This window comes from Stutzerimonas sp. KH-1, assembly GCF_054483855.1.
The window spans coordinates 2,264,405-2,284,530 of the sequence record NZ_CM137011.1; the positions used below are offsets into that span (position 1 = coordinate 2,264,405).

Sequence of the window (20,126 nt, forward strand, 5' to 3'; positions counted from 1 at the left end):
TTTCTCCTTCTGGAAGAAGGGGCCACGGCACCCCATCGGGGCGACATGACCCCGGTGGGTGGATGAAAGCGACGGCGAACCGTCAGGGAACAGCGATCAGCGGATGGTCAGCACTTCGCCCCACGTAGGCGAGCCCAGCGTCAAGTCCCATGCACGAATGACCGGCACGAACTTGTCGGTGAGGATGCGCGTCTCGGCCACGGAGCCGTCGTCGCGTTCGGTGTATTCCGTCTGGAGGGTCTTCTCCTTGTGGGTATCACCTTTGACGACGAGCACGCGCCCGCTCTTGGACTTCACTACGCCGGAGATCGCGCCTGCGGCCAAAGCCAGGGCGAGATGCCAGTGCGACAAGGCCCGCGCGGGTGGACGCAGCGATTGCTGCGCGGCGCCCAGGTGCATATCGAGCGCCGGCCAGAGTCCTTGTAGCCGGCCGACTTCATCGGCGAACTGCTCGGGCTCCATCGTCACGCGATAGAAGTGCTCCGGCTCGGCCGGGCTGGCAGGGACGGTGTACGGCAGGAACGGCCATTCGAGCGGCAGTTCCTCGGCTTCGGCGTCACCCTGTCCGATCTGCAGCAGCAGACCGCGCACGGCGTTGGCCGACTCCGACGCCTGGTCGCGCTGGCGAACCCGGCGACCGAAGATCACCACCTGCTTGAACTGCGTCTCCACTGCACGGTAGATGCGCAGGTCGGCGAAGTGGCGCGTCAGCCATCCGACCAGTTCGGCGTCGAGCACGTAGGACGGCACGATGAAGATCAGCACGCCGCCGTACTGCAGCAGCGGCAGCGCCCGCTGATAGAACAGCTTCTCCAGCCGCGCACGGCCCTGGCCCTGATAGCCGATGTTGCCGTTCACGTCCTTGCTCAGGTCGCCATACGGCGGGTTCAGCCACAGCAGCCCGAAGGACTGGCGCGAGATCAGCGTGTCCATCAGGTCACCTTGGATGCAGCGATCGACCAGTTGCCGTGCGTGGCGGGCGCGCTCGGCGTCGTACTCGACGGCGAAGGCCTGGACCTGCTCGCGCCCGAGGGCGTGAGCGGCTTCGGCGATCGCCACGCCTTCGCCGGCGCAGGGATCGAGGATGGACATGGCGCCGGGAGACGGCGCCAGTGCGGACAAGGCCCGCTCCAGCGTCGGTTCGTCGGTGGGGAAGTAGCCGTTACGGATGAAATTGCGCGCCAGGCGCGGAAACATGAGTGTCATGGATTTCTCCTGGTGATGGATGAGGGAAGGCGGGCACGCGCGGCGCGCATGCCCGTGGGGATGGCTCACGCCACACGCCGAAGCGGTGCGTTCGCGGCCAGTTCGTACTGCGTGGCGCCGAGGGTGCCGTTGCGGATCAGCTCGCCCAACGCCTTCGTCAGCGCCGGGACATCGAGGGCCAGCCGATGGCCTTCCAGCGGCCCGAGGGCCAAGGGAAGACCGGTCAGCATCCGCCGTGTCTGCAACACCTCCAGCACGGTGTCGCGCCAGTGGTCGAGCAGTGGCAGCGGGCAGGTGTCCTGCACCAGCGTCCACAGCCGGTCGAGCCGGTGAGCGGAATCCCTGGGCAGAAGCGCCAGCGCGCTGGCGTTGGCCTTGTCTGGCTTCACGCAGCGACGATCGAACAGCCACACATTCGTCAGCGAACCGAACAGCGTTCGCCGATAGGCACGGGTGATGCGCTTTTCCAGGTCCTCGACGTTGCCGACGAAGACCGGGATGGATGCGCCCTGCTCGGTGATGACGTGGAACTGATCCAGTCCCTGTTCATCCCGGCCGAGGGTCAGGCGGGCGAGGAACTCCTGAACGGCGGTGTCGCGCGCCCAGATCGAGAGAAAGACGAGATTGCCCTGCTCGTCACCGACGCAACCGTCGGCCATGAGGTCGGGGCATTCGTCGATGCGGTACAGCGGTTTCGCGGAAGAAGGTGCAGGCATGGTGATGTCCTCTTGAAAATGAAGGAGCAACCACAGCCCGCGGGGCCATGCTCGCCCCGGTTGGGTGGAAGGAAGATGCGTGCCGCTAGACAGCGCGCCCCGCGTGGAAGCGGTGAACCCGCTCGCGCCACTCAGGGCTTTGCACCGGCGCCATGTCGAGATAGCGCAGCGGGCACGAGTAGTAGTACGGATGCACGGACTCGTCGAGGGACTTGTAGCCCCAATCGCCGCCCGAGCTTTCCAGCAGATGGCAGCCGATGTAGCAGACGGACTCACCGGCCACGAGGCCCATGACGCCCGCCTGCCTGGCGGTGACGCGAACCACGGTCCACAGAACGTCGCCGTCCAGCGTGTGGTCGATGACTTCGCAGCAAGCGTGTTCGGACGCCTGCGGAGCGATCAGCTCGCGGATCAACCGATCGCGCGTCTGACGTACGAAGGTCCAGCCCATGAAGGTCTCCTTGAAGAAATGGCCGGAGCCCTCCCCGTCGGGGGAGAACCCCGGCGGGTGGCGGAATGCCGCGCAAGGCGGCGGATGGATCAGGCAGCTTGGAGGTGCCAGTCCTGGGACAGCGGAGCGAACTCGTAGCCCAGCTTGTCGAGACGGTCGCGCTGCTGACGCAGCACACGACGATCCACGGTCGCATCGAGCTTCACGGTCTCGCCCAGGGGCCACAAGGCACCGAACAGCGCCGCGTCGTCTGCCTCGGCCGAGGCCGCAGCGGACACGGGACCCGGTTCGCTGCCGAACGGCGTGGTATCGACCAGGGGATCGCGCGGACTGCGCGGCTTCGCCTTCGGCTTGGCCGGGGGCGATGCCGGCTGGGGCGTCTGCGCTTCCTCGTCGATCGGATCGACTTCCTGCGGACTCAGCCGGCGGGCTTCGTCGCGGCTCAGGGCGTCGATGTTGGACAGCGTCATCCCGCCCAGATGGGCGCGGATCTCGATGACCATGCGGCCGTTGGCGTTGTACGTGGATGGGCGAATCTCGACGATGACGAAATCACCGTCGTACTTGCCCTCGCGGTATTGATCGAGTTCGGCGTTCTTCACGACGAACTCGCCGATCGAGGTCGCCAGGCGGCCGACGTTGAAGTCGCCGTTCCTGCCGTGGATGGTCTTGATGGCCAGTTGGCCGGGGATGGTGATCATGAAGGCCTCCTGCGGGCGAAGAGAGGACAAGGCCCCGAGGATGGGGCCTTGCGGATCAGAACGACTCGGCAACGGCCAATGCGGGGGCATCGGCAGCGTCGTCGGCAGCATCGGCGACGGGCTCGGAAGGCTCCGGTGCCGAGGCTTGCTGCGCGGCGGGCGCGTCGGACGTCACAGGGACTTCCGGGTCCCGCTCGTCGGTCTCGGTCGGCTTGGGTTCGGCCTTGTAGACGAGCTTGCCGTCGACCTTGATCCAACTGACGAACAGCAGGCGGGCCTTGAGGCTCACACCCTGCTCGCCGGCACGCTTGCCCTTGGAGTAGGTGAAGGTGTCGGTCCACAGGTCGCCCAGGCGGAAGCCGATCATCACCTTCTTCTCGGCGTCGACCGCCTGAATGCAGCGGCGCGCCAGGTGCTGAGCTTCCGATCCCGATACGCGCGTGTCGAAACGCACATACGAGACGTCATCGCTGGGACCGTTCAGGGCTGCGATGTCGCAGGCCAGGAACGCATCGCCTTTCTTGGGCTTCACTTCGCGGATGCGATTGAGATACCCGAGGCCGGTGATGTGCAGATCGAAGTAGGACTTTTCGGTGGAAGTGGTCATGGTGAATCTCCTGGGAACAATGAGGCGGAGACACACCCGACCCAAGGCGGGGAAGGTGTGGAACCCCCGCGTGGGTTGATGGAACAGCTTGGTGGCATCGCCATCGAGAACCGATGGCCGTTCGCGCATGGATGCCGGTGCGAACTGGAGTGATCAACGCGGTCGGAACCGCATCGCAGCCTTGAAGATCGTGGCTGCCTGGGCATGTCGCTGACGGACGTCAGCGGAACATGGCCGGAAGCGTGGCGCCGGGACGGCGCGCAGGCGAGCGGCAATCGGCACTCGCGGCTGTCCGCATTGCCGGGAAGAAAGAGGCCCCCGGAGCGGGGGCCAGGGATGGGCGGTCAGTTGCCGCTGGGCGTGGAAGGAACCGCCTGCAGCGACAGGTGTGTCGCGGTGGCGGACACGTCGAGGTCGTCCTCGCTGTGCAGGATGCGCGCAAACACGCCCTCCTGCGGATCGAAGAACTCGCCGAAGTCGTCGCCACCGAACTCGGCGCGCGCCAGCTCCCACCAGTCATCGAAGGCATCGACATCCGGGTTGCAGCCAGCGGCATAGGCGATGGTCTTCTGGCGACCATCGGGTCGGCGCTCGCCGCACTCGGCCAGGAAGTACACGCCCTGATCCTTGACCAGGATGACGCGGCATTGATTCGCCACCGCTTCGGCGAGCACGGGCCGCAGCTCCGTGCCTTTGAATCGAACAGTCATGGGTGTGATCTCCAGGGGGCAGGAAAAGAGGCTTCCCGCCGCGAGGGCGGGAAGCTGCTGTGAGATCAGTGCCGGATAGCCTTACGACACGACAGGCACTGCACGCGGATGCGCCGCCAACTCCCGTCGTCGATCAGCCGTTCCAGCGTCTCGCCGAGGGTGTCGAAGAACACCTCATCGACCCGTTCGACCAGCTCGCCGTCGCGGTGCAGCTCCACCGCGTAGAGGTCGAGGCCACGCTCATACAGCACGGTGACGCGACCCTGGAACTTCGTCGTGGCGACGGTGAAGCCGATGGCCGGCGGCGTGCGGATGATGTCGGCGGGCAGCGGATCGACCCAGGTGATGTCCCGCGCGCCGGCATCCACCAGCATGTGGGTGACGCGCCGGAAACCGTCGGGAGCGGGCAACTGCTCCAGTTGGTCGACCAGTTCCTGCAGCTCGGGGCAGCGGGGCTTGGGAATCGGCAGCTTCGCCGGTGCGGACCCGAGCACCAACCGCTTCACCGTGTAGGGCTGGCCGTCGGCGGTGAACTCGGTCTGCTCCTCGGGCGTGTCCGCCCGCTGACCGTCGAAGCGGCGTCTGACATAGGGTTCGACCTGCACCTTGGCGCCCTCGTCGGGCACTTCGGTCACGAGCGTGCGATCGAGCACCGCGAACTCGGCTCGTCCCGTCTTGACGACGATGGCCTCGTCGGTGGTGGCGATGACCTTGCCCTCGAAAGGCTTCGGGTCGATGTGAAAGCCCAGCGTCGAAACCTTGGGCTGGCCGTCGAAGATGTTGAATTTGAACGAACGGACGTTGGAAGGCACATGACCGACAACGAGCGTCGGCATCTGTGCGCGGATGGCTTGGGTATCCATGGGGAGACTCCTTGTGGCAACCAAGGGACTCCCGCCCGCAAGGGAGGTCTGTCCCTTGAGGGTGAGGTGGATGGACGCGGGTGCGCCCGGAGAACGAAGCAACCAGCACGGCGAACCGCGCCGCAGTCTTGAAGGTCTCGACTGCCTGGGCATGCTGCCGGCAACGCCAGCGAACATGCGGCCAGCGTGCGGCACATGGCGGCGACCGTCCGTTGGGAATCGGCAATGCGCCGGCACCGCGTTCCGCGAAAAAGAAGAGCCCCGACGTGGGGGCTCGAATGGGTTGCGGGTTACTCGTCGTCGTAGAGCGTCAGCCCGTCCAGCACTGGCGCGTCGGCATCGAACACCAACATGCGAACGTCGGCGAGCGCAGCCAGGTGCAACACTTCCACGAGGGACTCCGGCACGCCCTTGGCCCGGTGCTCCTGCCGCAGCTCTTCGGCGGTGATGCCCTCGACATGCTGCAGGTTCGCATCCGTCCAGGGCGTGGCGACCAGCTTCACGCCGACCGCCGGGCTGTAGGGAATGCGGAAGGCCACGAACAGAAAACCGCTCGGCGTGGCGATGTCCGCCAGTTCGGCGAGGAAGCGACCGGCCTCCTCGGTGATGTGCGCCGAACTGATTTCCCAGGCACGGCTGTAGAACCCGGTCTCGAAGCGCAGGCGGCGTACCACCTCGCGCGCGGCTTCCTCGGAGTAGGTATCGCCGACGTGCAGCGGCTGGCCGGCTTCTTCGGCCATGACGGCGTAGACGAGGTTTCGGGCGATACCGTGGCTGGGGCACTGCGCGTCCAGCTCGGGCGGCACGTTCTGGCCCTCGGTGATCAGCGCGAAGTCGTCGCAGAAGATGCAGGCATGGCGCTCGACCTGGCTGTCCGGCAGGTGCGACTGCGAGACGTGCAGCGGCAGATAGCTCAGCGGGCAGTCGTCGTCGTAGGAAATGGCGAGCAGCCGCTGCACGGACAGGCCATCGTAGCCGCGGACGAAGGGGTTGTTGGAATGGGACATGGGATTTTTCCAGCAGAGGATGCCCGAGGCAATCCCCTGCCGGGGATTGAACCCCAGCGGGTGGATGAAGTGGCAGCCGGTCAGCCGGCCGCGGCGTCGGGCCACCTTGGTGGCGGGCGGCGCAGGTCAGTGGAAGATGCTGATTCGGGACATGGCCGCTCCTGCGAACGGAAGGAGGGACATGGCCCCGAACGGGGACGCATGTCCCTCGTGGGGTGGGATGAAATGACGGTGGGTTGCCAGGCGCGGTTCACCAGCCGTTGTAGTGCAACGTGAGGTCAGCGATGACCTGACGCCGTTCCAGATCGAGGCCGCCAAAGTCGGACAGCCCCTCGAAGCCGCAACTCTTGAGCATCGCGCCGCCCTCGCGGGAGTTGTAGAAGCTCACCATCGCGGACAGGAACATGCGTTGACCGCTGCTCAGCACGCCCAGGGCGTCTGTAGTGGTCAACTAATTCCGGACACCTCGATAGGTGGTTTCGACGCCATCGCCCGCTCGTAAACGGTCGGTGGCAGATATCCCAGTTTCGAGTGCAGCCGCTCGTTGTTGTAAAACCCAACGATGTATTCCACGATGTCACGTATCGCTTCTGCGTGATTGGCGTAGTCGCGGCGCCATACCCGCTCCATTTTCAAACTCAGAAAAAAGCGTTCCATCACTGAGTTGTCCCAGCAGTTACCTTTACGGCTCATGCTTTGCTGCATGTCATTTCGCGCCAGCAACGCTCTGTAGCTTGCGCTGGCGTACTGGCTACCGCGATCCGAGTGGGCGATCAGGCCAGGTGGCGGTTGACGCTGAGCAATTGCCAGCTGCATTGCACTACACACCAGCTCGGCAGGCATGTTCGGGGCCATGGACCAACCCACGATCTTGCGTGAGAACAAATCCAATACCACAGCCAGGTACAGCCAGCCGCTGCGGGTCCGGATGTAGGTAATGTCCGCTACCCAGGCCTTGTTTACCGCCTCAGGCTCGAATTGACGATTCAGTACATTGTCGGCAACTGGCAGGTCGTGCTTGCTATCGGTCGTGTGCACAAACTTACGCTTCCAAGCCGAACGCAGGCCGTTGGCACGCATCAAGCGACGAATTTTATAAACGCCGATTTCCATACCCTTGGCGCGCAACGCTTTACGTAACGGACGGCTCCCATAGCAGCCGCCACTCGCATCAAACGACGCTTTGAGCTGCACGGTCACGGGGCAAACCGATGCTGGCGTGTCGGCACGCCTGTTTGCCTCGTAGAACCCCGATCGGCTGACCCCCAGCAGCCGACAGACATACGCCACCGAATAAGCCTTCTGTTGCAGCTGCCGAACCAGGCGATACGTTACTTCAGCTCGCGGGCAAAGAAGGCGGTGGCTTTTTTTAATACATCGTTATCCATCTTGAGCTGGCGGTTTTCCTGCTCCAGCTGCCGGATTCGCTGCTGTTCGGATGTTAGTGGTTTACCGATCCCGGGCTGACCCAATTGCTCAGCCTCGTACTGCTGAACCCAGCGCCGGACGGCTGTCTCACCAATATTCAGATCGCGACAGACCTGCGGAGCGGTCAGCCCCTGGTCCTTGATCATCTTCACGACTTGCAGCTTGAAGCTGTCGTCGAATGTCCTGCGTTTGGTGGTCATGAAAAACTCCTCGATAGATGCATTTTCCACCTATCGAGGTGTCCGGGGAAATTAGACCACTACAGTCGTTGAGCATCAGCATGTTGGGCCGCAGGTCCCACTTGGTGGTGGCATGCTGCAGACCTTCGCGTGTGCCGTCGCCGAACCACTCGTGGCCGGCGATCTGCGCGCCGCGCTTCCAGGCCTCGAAGAAGGCCTGCGGTGCAGCGTCGAAGTGCGCCTGTTCCAGCGCCATCTGATCGAGCACGTCTTCGGGTAAAGACAGATTCATGAGAGAACTCCTTGAAGGGTGGGAATCAGGGGTGAGCGCGCTGTGTCCAGGCATGGGTATCCAGGGCGCGCTGTGCTGCGAGGTGGTTCGGGAAATACTCGACGGACTCCCGCGATACCGGGCCTTCGTCGTCTTGCGTGCCGATGTAGTGGCCGGCCGCGCTGCGCAGCACCTGTAGCGGCAAACGCTTGCCGGTCCAGGCCAGCGCCAGCGCACCACTGCGCACTGCGGTTGCAGAGGAAGATGCGGAAGGTTCAGACATGCCGTGCTCCTTGGTGGGTCGGGGAGCACGCATCCCGCAGGGGATGGGGTTCCCCTCGGGTGGTTGAGAAAAGTGCATCGTCGCCAGGCCGGCGAGCGTCCGCGGTGGGCGATGCGAAGCGGACTGGATCGGTCAACGCGGCGAACCGCGTTGCAGTCTTGAAGACCGGGACTGCCAGGGCATGCCGCTGACGACTGTCAGCAACGCATTGGCGTGAGGATGGGCGCGAAGCATGGCTGCCGTCGCAGGGAAAACCGAATCGCGGACGGTCCGCTTTAGGGCAGGCCCGCGTCACGGGACAAGGCAAGGACCAGGGCGCCGAAGGCCACGCGGGCCTTCGGCTGGAGAGGAAGGAAAACCACCTGTGGGCTGCGTCAGCGCGGGCCGTCGTCAAAGCCGTTCGCTGCGTCAGCAATCGCACCCGGCCCGTTTCGTGGCTGGGGCCGGAAACCTCTGGCGTGCATCCACACACAAAGGGAGCCCGTTGTTCCGCCGGCGGGCACCGGCACGGAATACCCTCGGCCCAAGGGGCCTCCTCATGGCTCGCGCGGCGGCAAGGCGTCAGGAAGCCCCTCATGACCGAGGCAAGGCACACCGATCAAGGGAATGGCGGCGGGCGCGATTCGTGGAGCAATGACCTTCTCGCCCCGTCGCCCGATGGCGGGCAGACGGGGCGCGCACACCGTTGCAGAAGGAGACGCGCGCTTTGGAGTCCCGCGCGGTGCGGGACGTTTGCCTCGCCGCCAGTGAAGTGGCCGGCGCGGCAGGGGGAAGCGAGGATCAGGACGCCTTGGAGGCAGCGCGCCGCTTGCGCGGTGCGCTGCGTCGGCCCGTCGGGGACTCTATCGGCAACGTGCCCTTGCAGTCCGGGTAGCGCGAGCAGGACCAGAACGCGCCGCTCTTGCCCGTGCGCTGCTGCATCGGTGCGCCGCACTGCGGGCAGGCTGGCGCCGGCGGCAGCTTGAGCGAGAGCGTCGCGCCGCGGTACTGCTGCACGAGCTGACCAACCCACACGGACTGCTTCTCGATAAAGGTGTCCAACGCCATCTGGCCGGCCTCGATCATGTCCAGCGCCTGCTCCCACACCGCCGTAGTGCCGGGGTCGGCGATGGCCGAGGGCACCGCGTCGATGAGCGTGAACGCCGCGTCGGAAGCGCGGACGGCACGGCCTTTCTTGACCAGGTAGCCGCGACCGATCAGACCGTTGATGATGTTGGCGCGTGTCGCCTCGGTGCCGATGCCGGTGGTATCTCGCAGCTTCTGTTTCAGGCGCGGGTCGGTCACGAACTTGGCGACGGTCTTCATGGCCTTGATCAGCTCGCCCTGCGTGTAGGGTTTGGGCGGCAGCGTCTTCAGCGCCTTGAGATCCACCTTTCCGACCGGGCAGGACAGGCCCGCATGCAGGGCGGGCAGCACCTGGCTGCGCTGCGCATCCTCGCCATCGGCATCGTCCGGCCCCGGCGTCGCCAGCACCTCACGCCAGCCGATGACGGCGATCTGCTTGCCCACGGCCGCCAGCGACTGACTGCCGCACGAGAACTGCGCCACCGTCCGGTCGAACTCATGGTGCGGGAGGAACTGCGCAAGGTAATGGGCGCGGATCAGCCGGTAGACGGCCAGTTCCTTCTCGTTCATGGCCGACAGGTTAGCGGGCTCCAGCGTCGGGATGATGCCGTGGTGAGCCGTCACCTTGCCGTCGTTCCAGGCGCGCGAACGCTGGTTGCGGTCGAGCTGGCCGATCAAGGGCCGCAGGCTGGGATCGGTGGCGAGCAGTGCATCGAGCACCGCCGGCACTTCCGCGAGCATGCTTTCGGGCAGGTATCCCGAGTCGCTGCGCGGATAGGTCGTCGCCTTGTGCGTCTCGTACAGCGCCTGCGCGATGTCCAGCGTCTCCTGCACGTCGAGGCCCAACTGCTTGGAGCACACCTCCTGCAGCGTGCCCAGGTCGAACGGCAGCGGCGGTGCCTCGCGCACGCGCTCGGTGTCCACCGACACGACCTGCGCATCGCGTGCGGCGCGAATGCAATCCGCAGCCTGCTGCGCCACCGGCTGCTGAAGGCAGCGACCCGCTGCATCGGTGCTGCCTTCGGGCGGTATCCAGCTCGCGGTGAAGGACCGGCCGGCATGGGATAGCAGCACGTCCACGGCCCAATACGGCACAGAGACGAAGCGCGCGATCTCGCGATCACGATCCACCACCAACTTCAGCGTCGGCGTCTGCACGCGCCCCACCGACAGCACGCCGGTGTAGCCGGCCTGCCGACCTAGAAGCGTAAACAGCCGGCTCAGGTTCATGCCGATCAGCCAGTCGGCACGCGAGCGGGCCAGGGCCGAGTAGTACAGCGGCAGCGTCTCGGCGGACGGCTTGAGCGCACCCAGCGCCTTGCGGATCGACGCATCGTTGAGCGCCGACAGCCACAGGCGCTGAATCGGCCCGTGGTAGCCGCACAGGTCGATGATCTCGCGGGCGATCATCTCGCCCTCGCGGTCGGCGTCGGTCGCAATCACCAGCTCGCCCGCCTTGGCGACGAGCTGCTGCACGACCTTGAATTGCGCCGCGGTCGCCGCCTTGGGCTCGACACGCCAACGCTCAGGAAGAATAGGCAGTTGCTCGATGGCCCAGCGCTTGTATTGCTCACCGTAGCCTTCGGGCGGAACCGCCTCCACCAGATGACCGATGCACCAGGTCACGACGACACCGGCGCCACTGTAGCAGCCGTTGCCGCGGTGGCCGGCACCCAGCACACGGGCGATGTCCTTGCCCTGGGACGGCTTCTCGCACAGGAACACGCGCATGAAGCCTCCTTGAAAATGTGCGGTTCATCGGATGGGCGTCAGCTTGGCGGGGCCAGGAGATGCCGGCAGCAAGGAAGCCGATTGATGCAGACACCGCTTTGTGATCGGCAGGCGGTCCGTTGCCGCAGCAGTGCGCATAGACCGCAGGAGCTGGCACAGCAAGAGCGTCGTTTCGGGAGGGCGGCTGGAACTCTGTGGACGACCTTGGAGCTATCCCCTGGGGATAGCTCGCTGGTGCATCGCGGGCGTATGACGGTTGCTACAGCCGCCCTCGGGGGACCGGCGATGGGCGAACTACTGTCCGCCGGCCGGCTTGGCGCTGAGCGCCACCGACTCGATGCGGTACGGCAGGATGCCCACGCGCCGCGCCTCGACCTTGAACGTCACGCGCTCGTTCTCGTCGGCGTCCTCCCATTCGTCGCGCACGGTGCGGCCCTCGACCAGCACCCGCATACTTTTCTGGTACAGCGTCTTCCAGTGCTCGGCGTCGCGGTGCCACAGCTCCACGGGCGCCCAGAAGCCGCCGCGATCTTCGTACTCGCCGTCCTTCTTCGGGATCGGGTTGTCGAAGTAGACGTTCAGGCGAAGCAGCCGGCGCGGCTCGTCGTTGCCGTTCGGGAATTCGCGGTAGTCCGGCGCAGAACCGATGTTGCCCTCGCCGACGAAGTGCGTGCTCATGGTGACTCCTTGGTGGTGGGTGGAACGGACGCGGTATGCCCGTGGACGCGCCGCAGGTAAGCCGCTTCGGCCTGGGCGGCCTTGCTGGCGCATTCCAGGGCTTGGCGAGCGATGCTGTGGGTCAGGCTGATCTGCATGTTCAGCACGATGCGCTGCAGTTCCATCGCGTACAGCTCGTCGATCAGCGAGGCCGGCGTCGCGGGGTTGGCCAGCAGGGCCTCCCACAACGCCACGCCCATGGAGGAACGGTCGAGGTTGCGCCAGCGCAGGAAGGTCGTCCCTGCGCCAGTGGCCTGCTGGGCCAGTTGCACGTCGAGCAGGCTGAAGGGGTAGGCGCGCGCCTGGGGCAGCACGCGCCGCTGCGCCAGGCCAATCACGTCGTCGCGCAGCGCTGCGCACTGGCTGGCCCAGGTCTCCAGACTCCCCTTACCCTTAAAAGGCTGTAAAAGGCCTTTTAGGTAGCCTGCGTGTTCCAGCCGCTGGAAGTCCGCCTGTTCCAGCGCCACGAAGCGCGTGGAGTGGCTGATAGGGGGCGATGCTGTCATGCGCCAGCACCCTCATCGCCCGCGGCACCATCGGCTGCGCCACCCGTGGGAGCCTGCGCATCGGGCACGATGGCAGGCTCAGCAGGCGGCGTGCCGGGCTTGTTCGACCGCCGCGCGATGGGTGGCGCGAAGCGCGAGCGGCGCGTGCCTTCCAGCACGTCCTGCGGCAACTCGCCGAACTTCTCCAGCGCCGCTCGCGCCGCCGCGTTCTTCGCCGCGAAGTCGTCGCGCGTCGTGCCCGAGTAGCGGTACTGCTGGGCCAGCGAGAACAGGCTGCGCAGCGCGTGCGCACCATCATTGAGCCAGCGCTCCAAGGTGCTGCGGTCGATCAGCGCCGTGTGGTGCGCCAGGATGAGCTTGCGTGCCAGGTCGTCGTAGTCGGCCAGCAGATACACCGCCATGAAACCGAGCTGGGCGTTCACGAACAGCGGCAGCTTCACCGGCTGCACGTTCATGTTCTCGCCCAGGGACAGCGCCGCTGGCACGTCGGCCAAGGCCTGATCCACCTGTTCGCGCAGGGTCTGCAAGCGGGTCTTGGTGTCGGCGAGCTTGTCCTCGATCCGCAACATCCACCAGTCCGAGTACGGGTCGTCCTGCTCGGCGCCGCGCTTCATCTTGTTCATGGCGCCGATGAAGCCGTTGAGACCGATGATGCCGGGGCGCCCCTCGGTCGGCGCACGGCCGTGCCAGATGCGCGAAGCGTGGTGCGTGTGCAGCGTCAGCGACATCGCGCTGCGCAGCGATCCGAGATTCAGTTGCAGGGGTTCTATGCGTTCGTTGGCCATGAGAGCGACTCGCGGTGAAGGGGCGAGTCGCCAGTATCGGCATCGGCCGGAAGGCTGTCAGTCAACAAACCGCAGCCCATGCGCGCCCGGTTTGTTCTGCGCGGAAGGCTGTGTGTGCCGGCTATCCCCTGGGGATAGCTCGGCGGAGTCGTTCGCGACTCGCGCGGAGGTGAGACCGCGTCGCGGGGCTATGCTTCGCGAGGTCTGTACCAGGCGGCCCGTTGCCCCTCCACCTCACGGTAGCGAAGCTCGAACAGGCGGCACTCGTGCACCACCTGCCGCCAACTGCTGCAGCCGTACTTGGCTGGAAGCTGCTCGGGATGCCGGTCCGCGATCCAGCGGCCAGCGGCGGCGATCGGTGTCCAGCCCTCGACGGCCAACTGCGCGGCGGCCTCGCGTAGCGCACGAACGATGCCGGCGGCCGGCCAGTCCACCGTGCCGTCCGGCGCGATGCCATTGACCACCAGGTCGTGGAACACATCCGACTGGACGAATTCCGCTGCCAGGCGCCGCGCCTGATCCATGTGCTCGGCCCAGCCGCGCAACTGCTCGAAGTGTTGATCGATGCGCGTGTAGGCGGAACCGAGTTCGTCCTGTGCAGCGCGGCACCCGTCCACGGTCCATAGATCGTGCTGGTCGATGAAGTGGTGCACCAGTGTGTTGCGCAGCGATACCAGGTCTTTGAGGTCGGCCTGGGTCTTGGCGTAGTCCTGCGCAGACAGGCTCAGTTGCACGCGCGTGCGAAAGGAGATCACGTCGCCGGGAAGATCGTCGTCGCGTTCCTCGCCGCCATTTCCATCGGTGACGACATACGAACCAAACAGTTGTCCGATCAACGTGCCCAGGGTCTTGGTCGCGGCATCTTCAATCCGCGCTGCGCGAATGGCCTCCAGCGAATGCGCCGGGCCTGAAATCTCGTGGTGGGCCACGATGGCTTTCATGAGGCGCTCGTATTGTTGAAGGCGAAAGAGGCATCTGCCCAGCAAGCGCTGAACGTCTCGCTGTAGTGGTTGCAGTGCGTTTGTGACGGGGAAAGTCGTCATATCCATCGTTGGCCGGGCTCGTGCGTGGCTGTCCTCGTTTGATTCACAGGCGACAGTTTCGCCTGTCATTCGGCGGGCGACAATCGAGCGCGGCGGAAAGATGTCTGTTCCAGCTATCCCCTGGGGATAGTCAACATCAGCGATCACGCAAGGCTTCTCGGAGCTGAGCCAGGTAGGCTCGTGCGACCTCGGGGTCAGCCGCACGGGATGCCGGCGGTGACGAGGGCGCAGGTGACGGGGGCGCTGGCGGTGCCGATGCACTTTCTCCGGCCCAGGCCTTGAACTCCCCGCGGATCGCCTTCTGGATGATGCCAAACAGGTAGCCGGCCGGGTTGCGTACCGCGCTGTTGTGGCAGCGTGCCGCCCACTCGTCGAGAACGGCCTGCCGCTGCGCCTCGTCCACCTGCTGCAGCGCCACCAGCGCGCCGGCCTGCTGCTCGTCCTTCAAGCGCAGGAAACGCTCGGGCAGTCGCAGGTTCTGCAAGGCCCTCGCGCGCGGCACTGTACGTACTTCATTTATACGATCATTACGTACTGTACGGTCCTCCTTCGGAATCCGAAGAGAGCTGTCCGGCGCGGGTTTCGGCCCTGCTTCGGATTCCGAAGACGGGCGCGCAGCATTCCGAAGAAGGGCTTCCTGGCCTTCTTCGGATTCGTGGTCCGCACCCTCCTGTGGATAACCTGGCGTCGTCCAGCCATGCCGCGCCATGCGCTGCGCCAGCACTTGCAGACGGGTCGGCAGCGTGCGCCCGCTGAGCAGCGGGTCTTCGGCGATCTCCCGCAGCGTGTTCATGCCCACGACCTGCACCGCCTTCGCCGCGTGCGTGAGCGCCTGGCTCACCAGGCCCAGGTAGTCCGGGTCGAGCTGCATCGCCTCGAAGGGTGACAGCGGTTCGTCGTGCAGCACGTAGAGGTTGCCTTGGATACGGCCGGTCTTGGGATCGCGCCGCCGCCGCACCAGGCTGAGCCAGCGCGTCAGCCGCAGCAGCGTCAAGGCGCGCGCCACGGTCTCGTGCGAGGCTTGCGCCGCACAGGGCATGGACGCCAGATATGGGCGGAGCTGGTCGTAGGTGGGAAAGGCGGTCACGCCGTCGTCGTTGAGCTGCAGGCGGAACACCTGCCAGGCATTGCGCTCCAGCGGCGTCAGGCGCCGGTCGAGGAACAACGCGCGCGGCACGCTCTCGTGCCGGTTGCCGCTGTAGAGAAAGCCGTCCTGGCTCGGCGCCGTGCCCTGCGCCGGTTCCTTCGGCTCAAGGTGCCGCAGCGCCTCGTCGAACAACGCCGACAGCGCAACCGGGCCATCACGCCGTGGAGCGTCGCCCGTCGTCATGACCTACACCAGCCCCTGGTCGACCCAGTTCCGTATCGCCGACCAGATCACCGACATGGGCAGGGTCATGGCCTCGGCCAGGTCCATGGTCAGCGCCAGCATCGCCATGTCGTCGTTCAGTGCGATGTGCCGCTCCGTGATGCCGGCCTTCCAGCGTTCCCACAGGGCCACGTCCTGCGCCTCGTCGAGCACCGGATGCCGACCCTTACGCTTGGGCAGCCCGAGGATGTCGCGGCGCAGCGCCACTTCCTGATGCGTGAGGCCGTAGAACTTGCTGACCATCTCCGTGCTCGCCCCCAGGCGCAGCATGCGGTCTACCGTGGCGATCTCCCGCTCCACGTCGTGCACCTGGCTCAGCAGCCGCTTCAACACTTCCCGGTTCACCGACACCGAACACCACGACACCGTGGCATTCACCAGCATGCTCACGAGTTCTGGGTGCTTCAGCGCATCCAGCTCCTCCTCACCGAAGCCCATGGCCTTGCAGCGGCGCAACTGGCCGTTGCGCAGGTCATGCAGGGCCTGGGCGATCACGGCCTGGTTGAGCGGGTGCGGTGCCGACATACGGGAGCCTCCTGCGCTCAGGAATCCTGGCTCGCTACGCCGGCTTCCAGATCCAGCAGCCGGCGCGCCAGGCGCAGCAGACGGAACAGCTTTACCAGCCCGGCATCGCTCAGGCGCGTGACCAAGCCGCCGTGACCATGCAGCAGCGGCCCAAGGTCATCGGCCAGCCGCGCGCTGTCCAGCCCGGTCGCGGGTGCCGGCGCGGTGCTCAGCGCGTGCAGCAGGGTCAGCATCGCACGCGCGAACGCCGGGAGCGCCTTCGCCTGGCCCACGGCCGGCGTCACGCAGACGAAGCCGATGCCGCCATCGCTGGCTTCGATGTGGTCGCCCACCGCCGCTTCCCCCGCGATCTCGCGAGCGAACTGCGCGATATGCACGCGCAGGCGATCCGGCACGTCCAGGCCCGGCTCGATGTACCAGACATCCGAGATGGGAAAGAGCCCGCCAACCTGCACCGGGATCGCACGCAGCGCGTCGGCCTCGAAGTCGGGTAGCTTGTCGCCGAGCTGATCCGCGACCATCCTCTGGATGGACTGCAGGCGCTCGGTGGTTGGGGCCGGCGTCACGATGTGCCCCTGCAGGCGCTCGTCGCGCTGCCCGTCCCGGGCGTTTGGTGCAGCGGCAGGTGGTGCCGAGGGTGTCTCTGCCGGTGGCGCGACGGGCGAGGTGTCCCGTGGCGTTGGCGCCGCGGGCGACAGTTGCGGCGTGATGGCTGGCGCCGCAGGTGCGACAGGCGTTGCCGGGTTCGGCGCGGCCGGCTCGCTGGTCAATACTCGCTGACGGCTTTCGCTGTCATCGACCTCCAATGCCAGCGTGTCGTAGTCCGCTTCCAGCAGCTCGGCCATCTGACCCACCAGTTCGTCCTGCACGCGCTGGGGCGAGAAGCCCTCCGGCTGCGTGTCGAACTGCGACAGCACATCCTGAAACAGCGAAGCGAAGTCCACGGTCAGCGGCCGGCCCAGCGCACGCCGCTCCCAGGTGCGCTCGCACGCCTTGCGCAGCACTGCGAGCCGGTCCACCTGATGCCGGCCCAATCCGCCGTACAACAGCGTCGGGATCGCCGGCAGCAGATAGCGCACCGCATCGTTCATGCGGCTGATGTGTGACTGCGGCACCGGATAGCCGTCGGCCGTCAGTCGCCGCGCGAGTTCGCTTTGCGACAGCGCCTGGCCGCTTTCCTGCTCGTAGAACTCGCGCGCCTTCTCGATGCCCAAGGCCCGCTCGATGAAGGTCAGGCCGCCGCGCAGCTCGTTCTCGGCCAGATGCCCGGTCAGCGCCACGATTTCGCCGCGCGCCGGCCACGGGCGGAACAGGCACGCAATGCGGAAGAAGCGTTCCTCCTTGGTCTCGCTCCACAACTCGCGCAGGATCGCCAGCCGCGTGTTGCCGCCGTTGCGAATGATGTAGTGCGCCTCGCCCGGCCTGCGCGTGATCGCGGGGGGCGCGTCCAGCCCACGTTCACGGATGGACGCCTTGATCTCCGCATAGGCCGGGTTGCGCGTCACGCGTGGGTCGTGGTCGTAGGGCCGCAACTGGTCCAGCGTCACCACCATCGGCGTGTCGGCGATGGGGTCGCTCAAGGTCGCGGCCGAAGGGCCGCTGCGCTCGAAGCCGGTGGCCAGCAGCTTGGCAGCCATGTCCTGCGGCGTCAGCTCAGCCACGGCCATTCTCCTGCGCTTGCCGGTCGGCGCGGCGAAGCTGTGCGCGGGCATTGCGGTCGGCACGGTGGTCGCTCGCCGTCGAGCTGGTGTAGATCGACGCGCAGCCTTGCTTCGTGAATTCCAGGTGCCCGCCGGACGTGCGAACCACGCGCCAGCCTTCGCCCAGCGCGAACTCGATCAGCGCGCGCAGCCGTTCGCGGCCGCGCGCCAGTTCATGCGCGCTCGCCATGGCCGGCCCCTCCCGCATCGGCCCGACCGGTGACCAGCGCGAAGCGCTCCCGCCACACGGGGAACAGCTCGCCGGCCAGCGTGCGCATGGTCTCCAACGCCGCGGGCGCCGTGCGCCCAGCCGGCTGCCGGCGCTCCACCCGGTGCACCGGCAATCCTCGTGTCGCAGCGCGCGGATAGGCTTCGATGGCCGGTACGTCGGTGCCCAGCACCTGCACGCCGGCCTGTTCCTGAAACACCTGTCGCAGCGCCTGCTGGACCAGCCGCGCATTCGACGACACAGGATGTACACGGTTGATGAGCAGACGCAGCGGCGGCGGCTCGATGCCCAGGTGCCGATACGGCGCGATGTCCTCGATCAGTTGCAGCGTGCCGCGCCGCAGCTCGCGCGCCGCGAGGATTTCCGGCGTCACCGGCGACAGCGCCAGGTCGGACGCCAGCACCGCCATCTCCAGCAGCACGCTGCGCGCGCCCTGGGTGTCGATCAGCAGCAAGTCGTAGTGCGTGCGGAAGACGGGAAGCAGATGGCGCAGTCGCAGGCGCCCATCCGGAGCGTGCAGCAGCAGCGTGTTCAGTTCGCCGCGGTCGTCGTTGGAGAGCACCAGGTCCAGGCCCGCGATCACGGTACGCGACACCAGTTGCTCGATGCGCCGCTCGTTGAAGGCCAGCATCTGGTAGATGCCGCCGGGCGCGCGAACGTCCAGCGTGAAGTAGCTCGACAGCGTGGGCTGCACGTCCAGGTCCAGCAGCAGCACGCGCAGCCCGGCATCGGCGATGAAGCCGCCCAGGTTGGCCGCCGTCGTGGTCTTGCCCACGCCGCCCTTGGTCGAAATGATGGACACCACCTGCATGGGCTTCTCCTCGTCGAATGGCATGAACCGAGAAGAAGCGTCAGGCGCGTTCTTTGAGGCGATCGGCGATCCACTGTTCGATCTCCACCGAGTCCCAGCCCACCGCGCGCACGCCCAGGCGCAGCGCCTTGGGGAACTTGCCTTCCTTCATGAGGCTGTAGATGTGCGCGCGCTTGAAGCCGGTCTTGGCTTCGACCTCGGCGCGGCGCAGGACGCGGTGCTCGGGCGGCAAGGCCGGCGCGATGGTCTGCGAAGACATGAGAGGCACTCCTTGACGCTCGATGGCGTTGTTCAGAAAGTGCCTCGCATTCCATATGCTGCTGCTGCGAGATTCACTGCAACTGCAGAACACGCAACTGCAATTGCAGTCTGCTGTTACAGGCTCAGCGCGATGCCTCCAGGTGGCGACGCGCCTGTGCCAGCTTGCTCCACAGCGTTCGCTCGCTGATGCCGGGCCGCCCTTCATGGTGGGCCAGTAGCGCACTGATCACCGCATCCATGTTGCGGAAGGACGAGTAGGCAGAGCCCGCGGGGGACTTGCCCAACAGCAATGTCAGCAGGCCGCCAATGATGTTCAGGTAAGTCGATTCGCTGCGCAGGCCCGGTTCACTCGCATCGCCCTCACGAATGCTACTGGCATGCTCCTTCGCCAACGCTTCGTGCTGTGCCTTCAGCGCCGCATGTAGTTGTGCGAGTTCGGCAAGCTGCAGCTTGGCGGCCTCGCGATCGGCCAGCAACACGTTCAGCATGGCGACGCTCACCGAAGGATGCAGTTCGCGCTCGATGCCGTCGAACAGGAATGGAGGCCGCTCACCGGGGTAGTAATGCGACATCCACGCCTTCAGGTCGACGTGGCGCACGATCAACGCAGGATCGTCGAGTGCGGGGCGCTGAGGTTCCTGCGCCATGCCTGCCTTGCCGTAAGAAAGCTCATCGTGTGCCAATGCGTCGAAGATGCGCTCGGAGAAAAGGCGCAGCAAGGGCCAGCGCGGAAAGTCGTTCGGCTCAGGCATGGCACGTGGCCCGAGCGTTTCCAGAATCCGCGGCTCAAAGCGCAACAGTCCCGCCCAACGGACGGCCGCCTCGATCGGGCGGTAGTAGATCCTGGCGCCAAAGGCAAGGCAACTCGATTTCTCCATGTCGCGTGCGTCCCATCGTCGGATCGAACTCTGGCAGACGCGCACCGCCCAAGTGGGCGAGGCGATTGCCCAGAAATCCGGATG

22 protein-coding genes and 2 pseudogenes are annotated in these 20,126 nt (G+C 66.0%); all 24 read right to left on the minus strand.

Annotated features, from left to right (window positions below; genetic code table 11):
• Positions 1-96 precede the first annotated feature (96 nt).
• The 24 genes and pseudogenes from ACX1DW_RS10855 to ACX1DW_RS10970 all read right to left on the minus strand — a co-directional run bounded on the left by ACX1DW_RS10855 (position 97) and on the right by ACX1DW_RS10970 (position 20,087).
• Positions 97-1,206, minus strand: coding sequence for a DUF6094 domain-containing protein (locus ACX1DW_RS10855; RefSeq protein WP_011805436.1), 1,110 nt, complete (start codon positions 1,204-1,206; stop codon positions 97-99).
• Positions 1,207-1,271: 65 nt separating this feature from the next.
• Complete coding sequence (locus ACX1DW_RS10860) at positions 1,272-1,922, minus strand: hypothetical protein (RefSeq protein ID WP_011805437.1); 651 nt, start codon at positions 1,920-1,922, stop codon at positions 1,272-1,274.
• An 85-nt stretch (positions 1,923-2,007) separates the two neighbouring features.
• Positions 2,008-2,373, minus strand: a complete 366-nt coding sequence (locus tag ACX1DW_RS10865) for a hypothetical protein (protein ID WP_011805438.1) — start codon at positions 2,371-2,373, stop codon at positions 2,008-2,010.
• An 89-nt stretch (positions 2,374-2,462) separates the two neighbouring features.
• Positions 2,463-3,074, minus strand: coding sequence for a DUF3275 family protein (locus ACX1DW_RS10870; protein WP_011805439.1), 612 nt, complete (start codon positions 3,072-3,074; stop codon positions 2,463-2,465).
• Positions 3,075-3,129: 55 nt separating this feature from the next.
• Positions 3,130-3,681 (minus strand): STY4534 family ICE replication protein, encoded by a 552-nt coding sequence (locus ACX1DW_RS10875; protein ID WP_458993346.1) that lies wholly within the window; start codon positions 3,679-3,681, stop codon positions 3,130-3,132.
• Positions 3,682-4,025: 344 nt separating this feature from the next.
• Positions 4,026-4,391 carry a DUF3085 domain-containing protein gene (locus ACX1DW_RS10880; protein ID WP_019751269.1) on the minus strand — a complete coding sequence of 122 codons (366 nt, stop codon included), beginning with the start codon at positions 4,389-4,391 and terminating at the stop codon, positions 4,026-4,028.
• A 65-nt stretch (positions 4,392-4,456) separates the two neighbouring features.
• Entirely contained in the window at positions 4,457-5,254 is a 798-nt protein-coding gene (locus ACX1DW_RS10885) for a hypothetical protein (RefSeq protein WP_011805442.1), read from the minus strand.
• 290 nt (positions 5,255-5,544) lie between these two features.
• Positions 5,545-6,261, minus strand: a complete 717-nt coding sequence (locus ACX1DW_RS10890) for a DUF5983 family protein (RefSeq protein WP_458993347.1) — start codon at positions 6,259-6,261, stop codon at positions 5,545-5,547.
• A gap of 250 nt (positions 6,262-6,511) precedes the next feature.
• Positions 6,512-6,712: pseudogene (locus tag ACX1DW_RS10895) on the minus strand (hypothetical protein); the annotation flags it as partial.
• Positions 6,709-7,889, minus strand: a protein-coding gene (locus tag ACX1DW_RS10900; RefSeq protein WP_197674156.1) for an IS3 family transposase whose coding sequence is annotated in 2 segments (ribosomal slippage) — positions 6,709-7,634 and positions 7,634-7,889 — 1,182 coding nt in all. Because the reading frame shifts where the segments join, the coding sequence is not laid out codon by codon here. The pseudogene ACX1DW_RS10895 and the gene ACX1DW_RS10900, both read right to left, overlap by 4 nt.
• A gap of 46 nt (positions 7,890-7,935) precedes the next feature.
• Positions 7,936-8,160: pseudogene (locus tag ACX1DW_RS10905) on the minus strand (hypothetical protein); the annotation flags it as partial.
• A 25-nt stretch (positions 8,161-8,185) separates the two neighbouring features.
• Positions 8,186-8,422, minus strand: coding sequence for a hypothetical protein (locus ACX1DW_RS10910; protein WP_013982118.1), 237 nt, complete (start codon positions 8,420-8,422; stop codon positions 8,186-8,188).
• Between the two features lie 780 nt (positions 8,423-9,202).
• On the minus strand, positions 9,203-11,218 hold the full coding sequence (locus ACX1DW_RS10915) for a DNA topoisomerase III (RefSeq protein ID WP_458993348.1): 2,016 nt from the start codon (positions 11,216-11,218) through the stop codon (positions 9,203-9,205).
• 294 nt (positions 11,219-11,512) lie between these two features.
• Positions 11,513-11,896, minus strand: coding sequence for a single-stranded DNA-binding protein (locus ACX1DW_RS10920; protein ID WP_016852001.1), 384 nt, complete (start codon positions 11,894-11,896; stop codon positions 11,513-11,515).
• Positions 11,893-12,441 carry a DUF3158 family protein gene (locus ACX1DW_RS10925; protein WP_017244812.1) on the minus strand — a complete coding sequence of 183 codons (549 nt, stop codon included), beginning with the start codon at positions 12,439-12,441 and terminating at the stop codon, positions 11,893-11,895. Before ACX1DW_RS10925 ends, ACX1DW_RS10920 begins: the two co-directional genes overlap by 4 nt.
• Positions 12,438-13,226, minus strand: a complete 789-nt coding sequence (locus tag ACX1DW_RS10930) for a PFL_4669 family integrating conjugative element protein (protein WP_014819582.1) — start codon at positions 13,224-13,226, stop codon at positions 12,438-12,440. The genes ACX1DW_RS10925 and ACX1DW_RS10930 overlap by 4 nt, the downstream gene beginning before the upstream one ends.
• A 188-nt stretch (positions 13,227-13,414) precedes the next feature.
• Positions 13,415-14,167, minus strand: a complete 753-nt coding sequence (locus tag ACX1DW_RS10935; protein WP_014819581.1) for an OST-HTH/LOTUS domain-containing protein — start codon at positions 14,165-14,167, stop codon at positions 13,415-13,417.
• 238 nt (positions 14,168-14,405) lie between these two features.
• A complete protein-coding gene (locus ACX1DW_RS10940) occupies positions 14,406-15,599 on the minus strand; it encodes an STY4528 family pathogenicity island replication protein (protein ID WP_014819580.1) in 1,194 nt (397 codons plus the stop codon).
• A gap of 3 nt (positions 15,600-15,602) precedes the next feature.
• Positions 15,603-16,163 carry a DUF2857 domain-containing protein gene (locus ACX1DW_RS10945; protein ID WP_010792177.1) on the minus strand — a complete coding sequence of 187 codons (561 nt, stop codon included), beginning with the start codon at positions 16,161-16,163 and terminating at the stop codon, positions 15,603-15,605.
• Positions 16,164-16,180: 17 nt separating this feature from the next.
• The gene (locus ACX1DW_RS10950) at positions 16,181-17,824 is read right to left on the minus strand and encodes a ParB family protein (RefSeq protein WP_023125208.1); all 1,644 of its coding nucleotides are present in this window, start codon (positions 17,822-17,824) and stop codon (positions 16,181-16,183) included.
• A complete protein-coding gene (locus ACX1DW_RS10955) occupies positions 17,817-18,053 on the minus strand; it encodes a hypothetical protein (RefSeq protein WP_003294162.1) in 237 nt (78 codons plus the stop codon). The genes ACX1DW_RS10950 and ACX1DW_RS10955 overlap by 8 nt, the downstream gene beginning before the upstream one ends.
• The gene (locus tag ACX1DW_RS10960) at positions 18,037-18,903 is read right to left on the minus strand and encodes a ParA family protein (RefSeq protein ID WP_014819578.1); all 867 of its coding nucleotides are present in this window, start codon (positions 18,901-18,903) and stop codon (positions 18,037-18,039) included. Before ACX1DW_RS10960 ends, ACX1DW_RS10955 begins: the two co-directional genes overlap by 17 nt.
• A gap of 40 nt (positions 18,904-18,943) precedes the next feature.
• Positions 18,944-19,162: an AlpA family transcriptional regulator gene (locus tag ACX1DW_RS10965; protein WP_010792181.1), complete on the minus strand. Its 219-nt coding sequence runs from the start codon at positions 19,160-19,162 to the stop codon at positions 18,944-18,946.
• Positions 19,163-19,286: 124 nt separating this feature from the next.
• Positions 19,287-20,087, minus strand: a complete 801-nt coding sequence (locus ACX1DW_RS10970; RefSeq protein WP_446678075.1) for an ATP-binding protein — start codon at positions 20,085-20,087, stop codon at positions 19,287-19,289.
• Between the last annotated feature and the right edge of the window lie 39 nt (positions 20,088-20,126).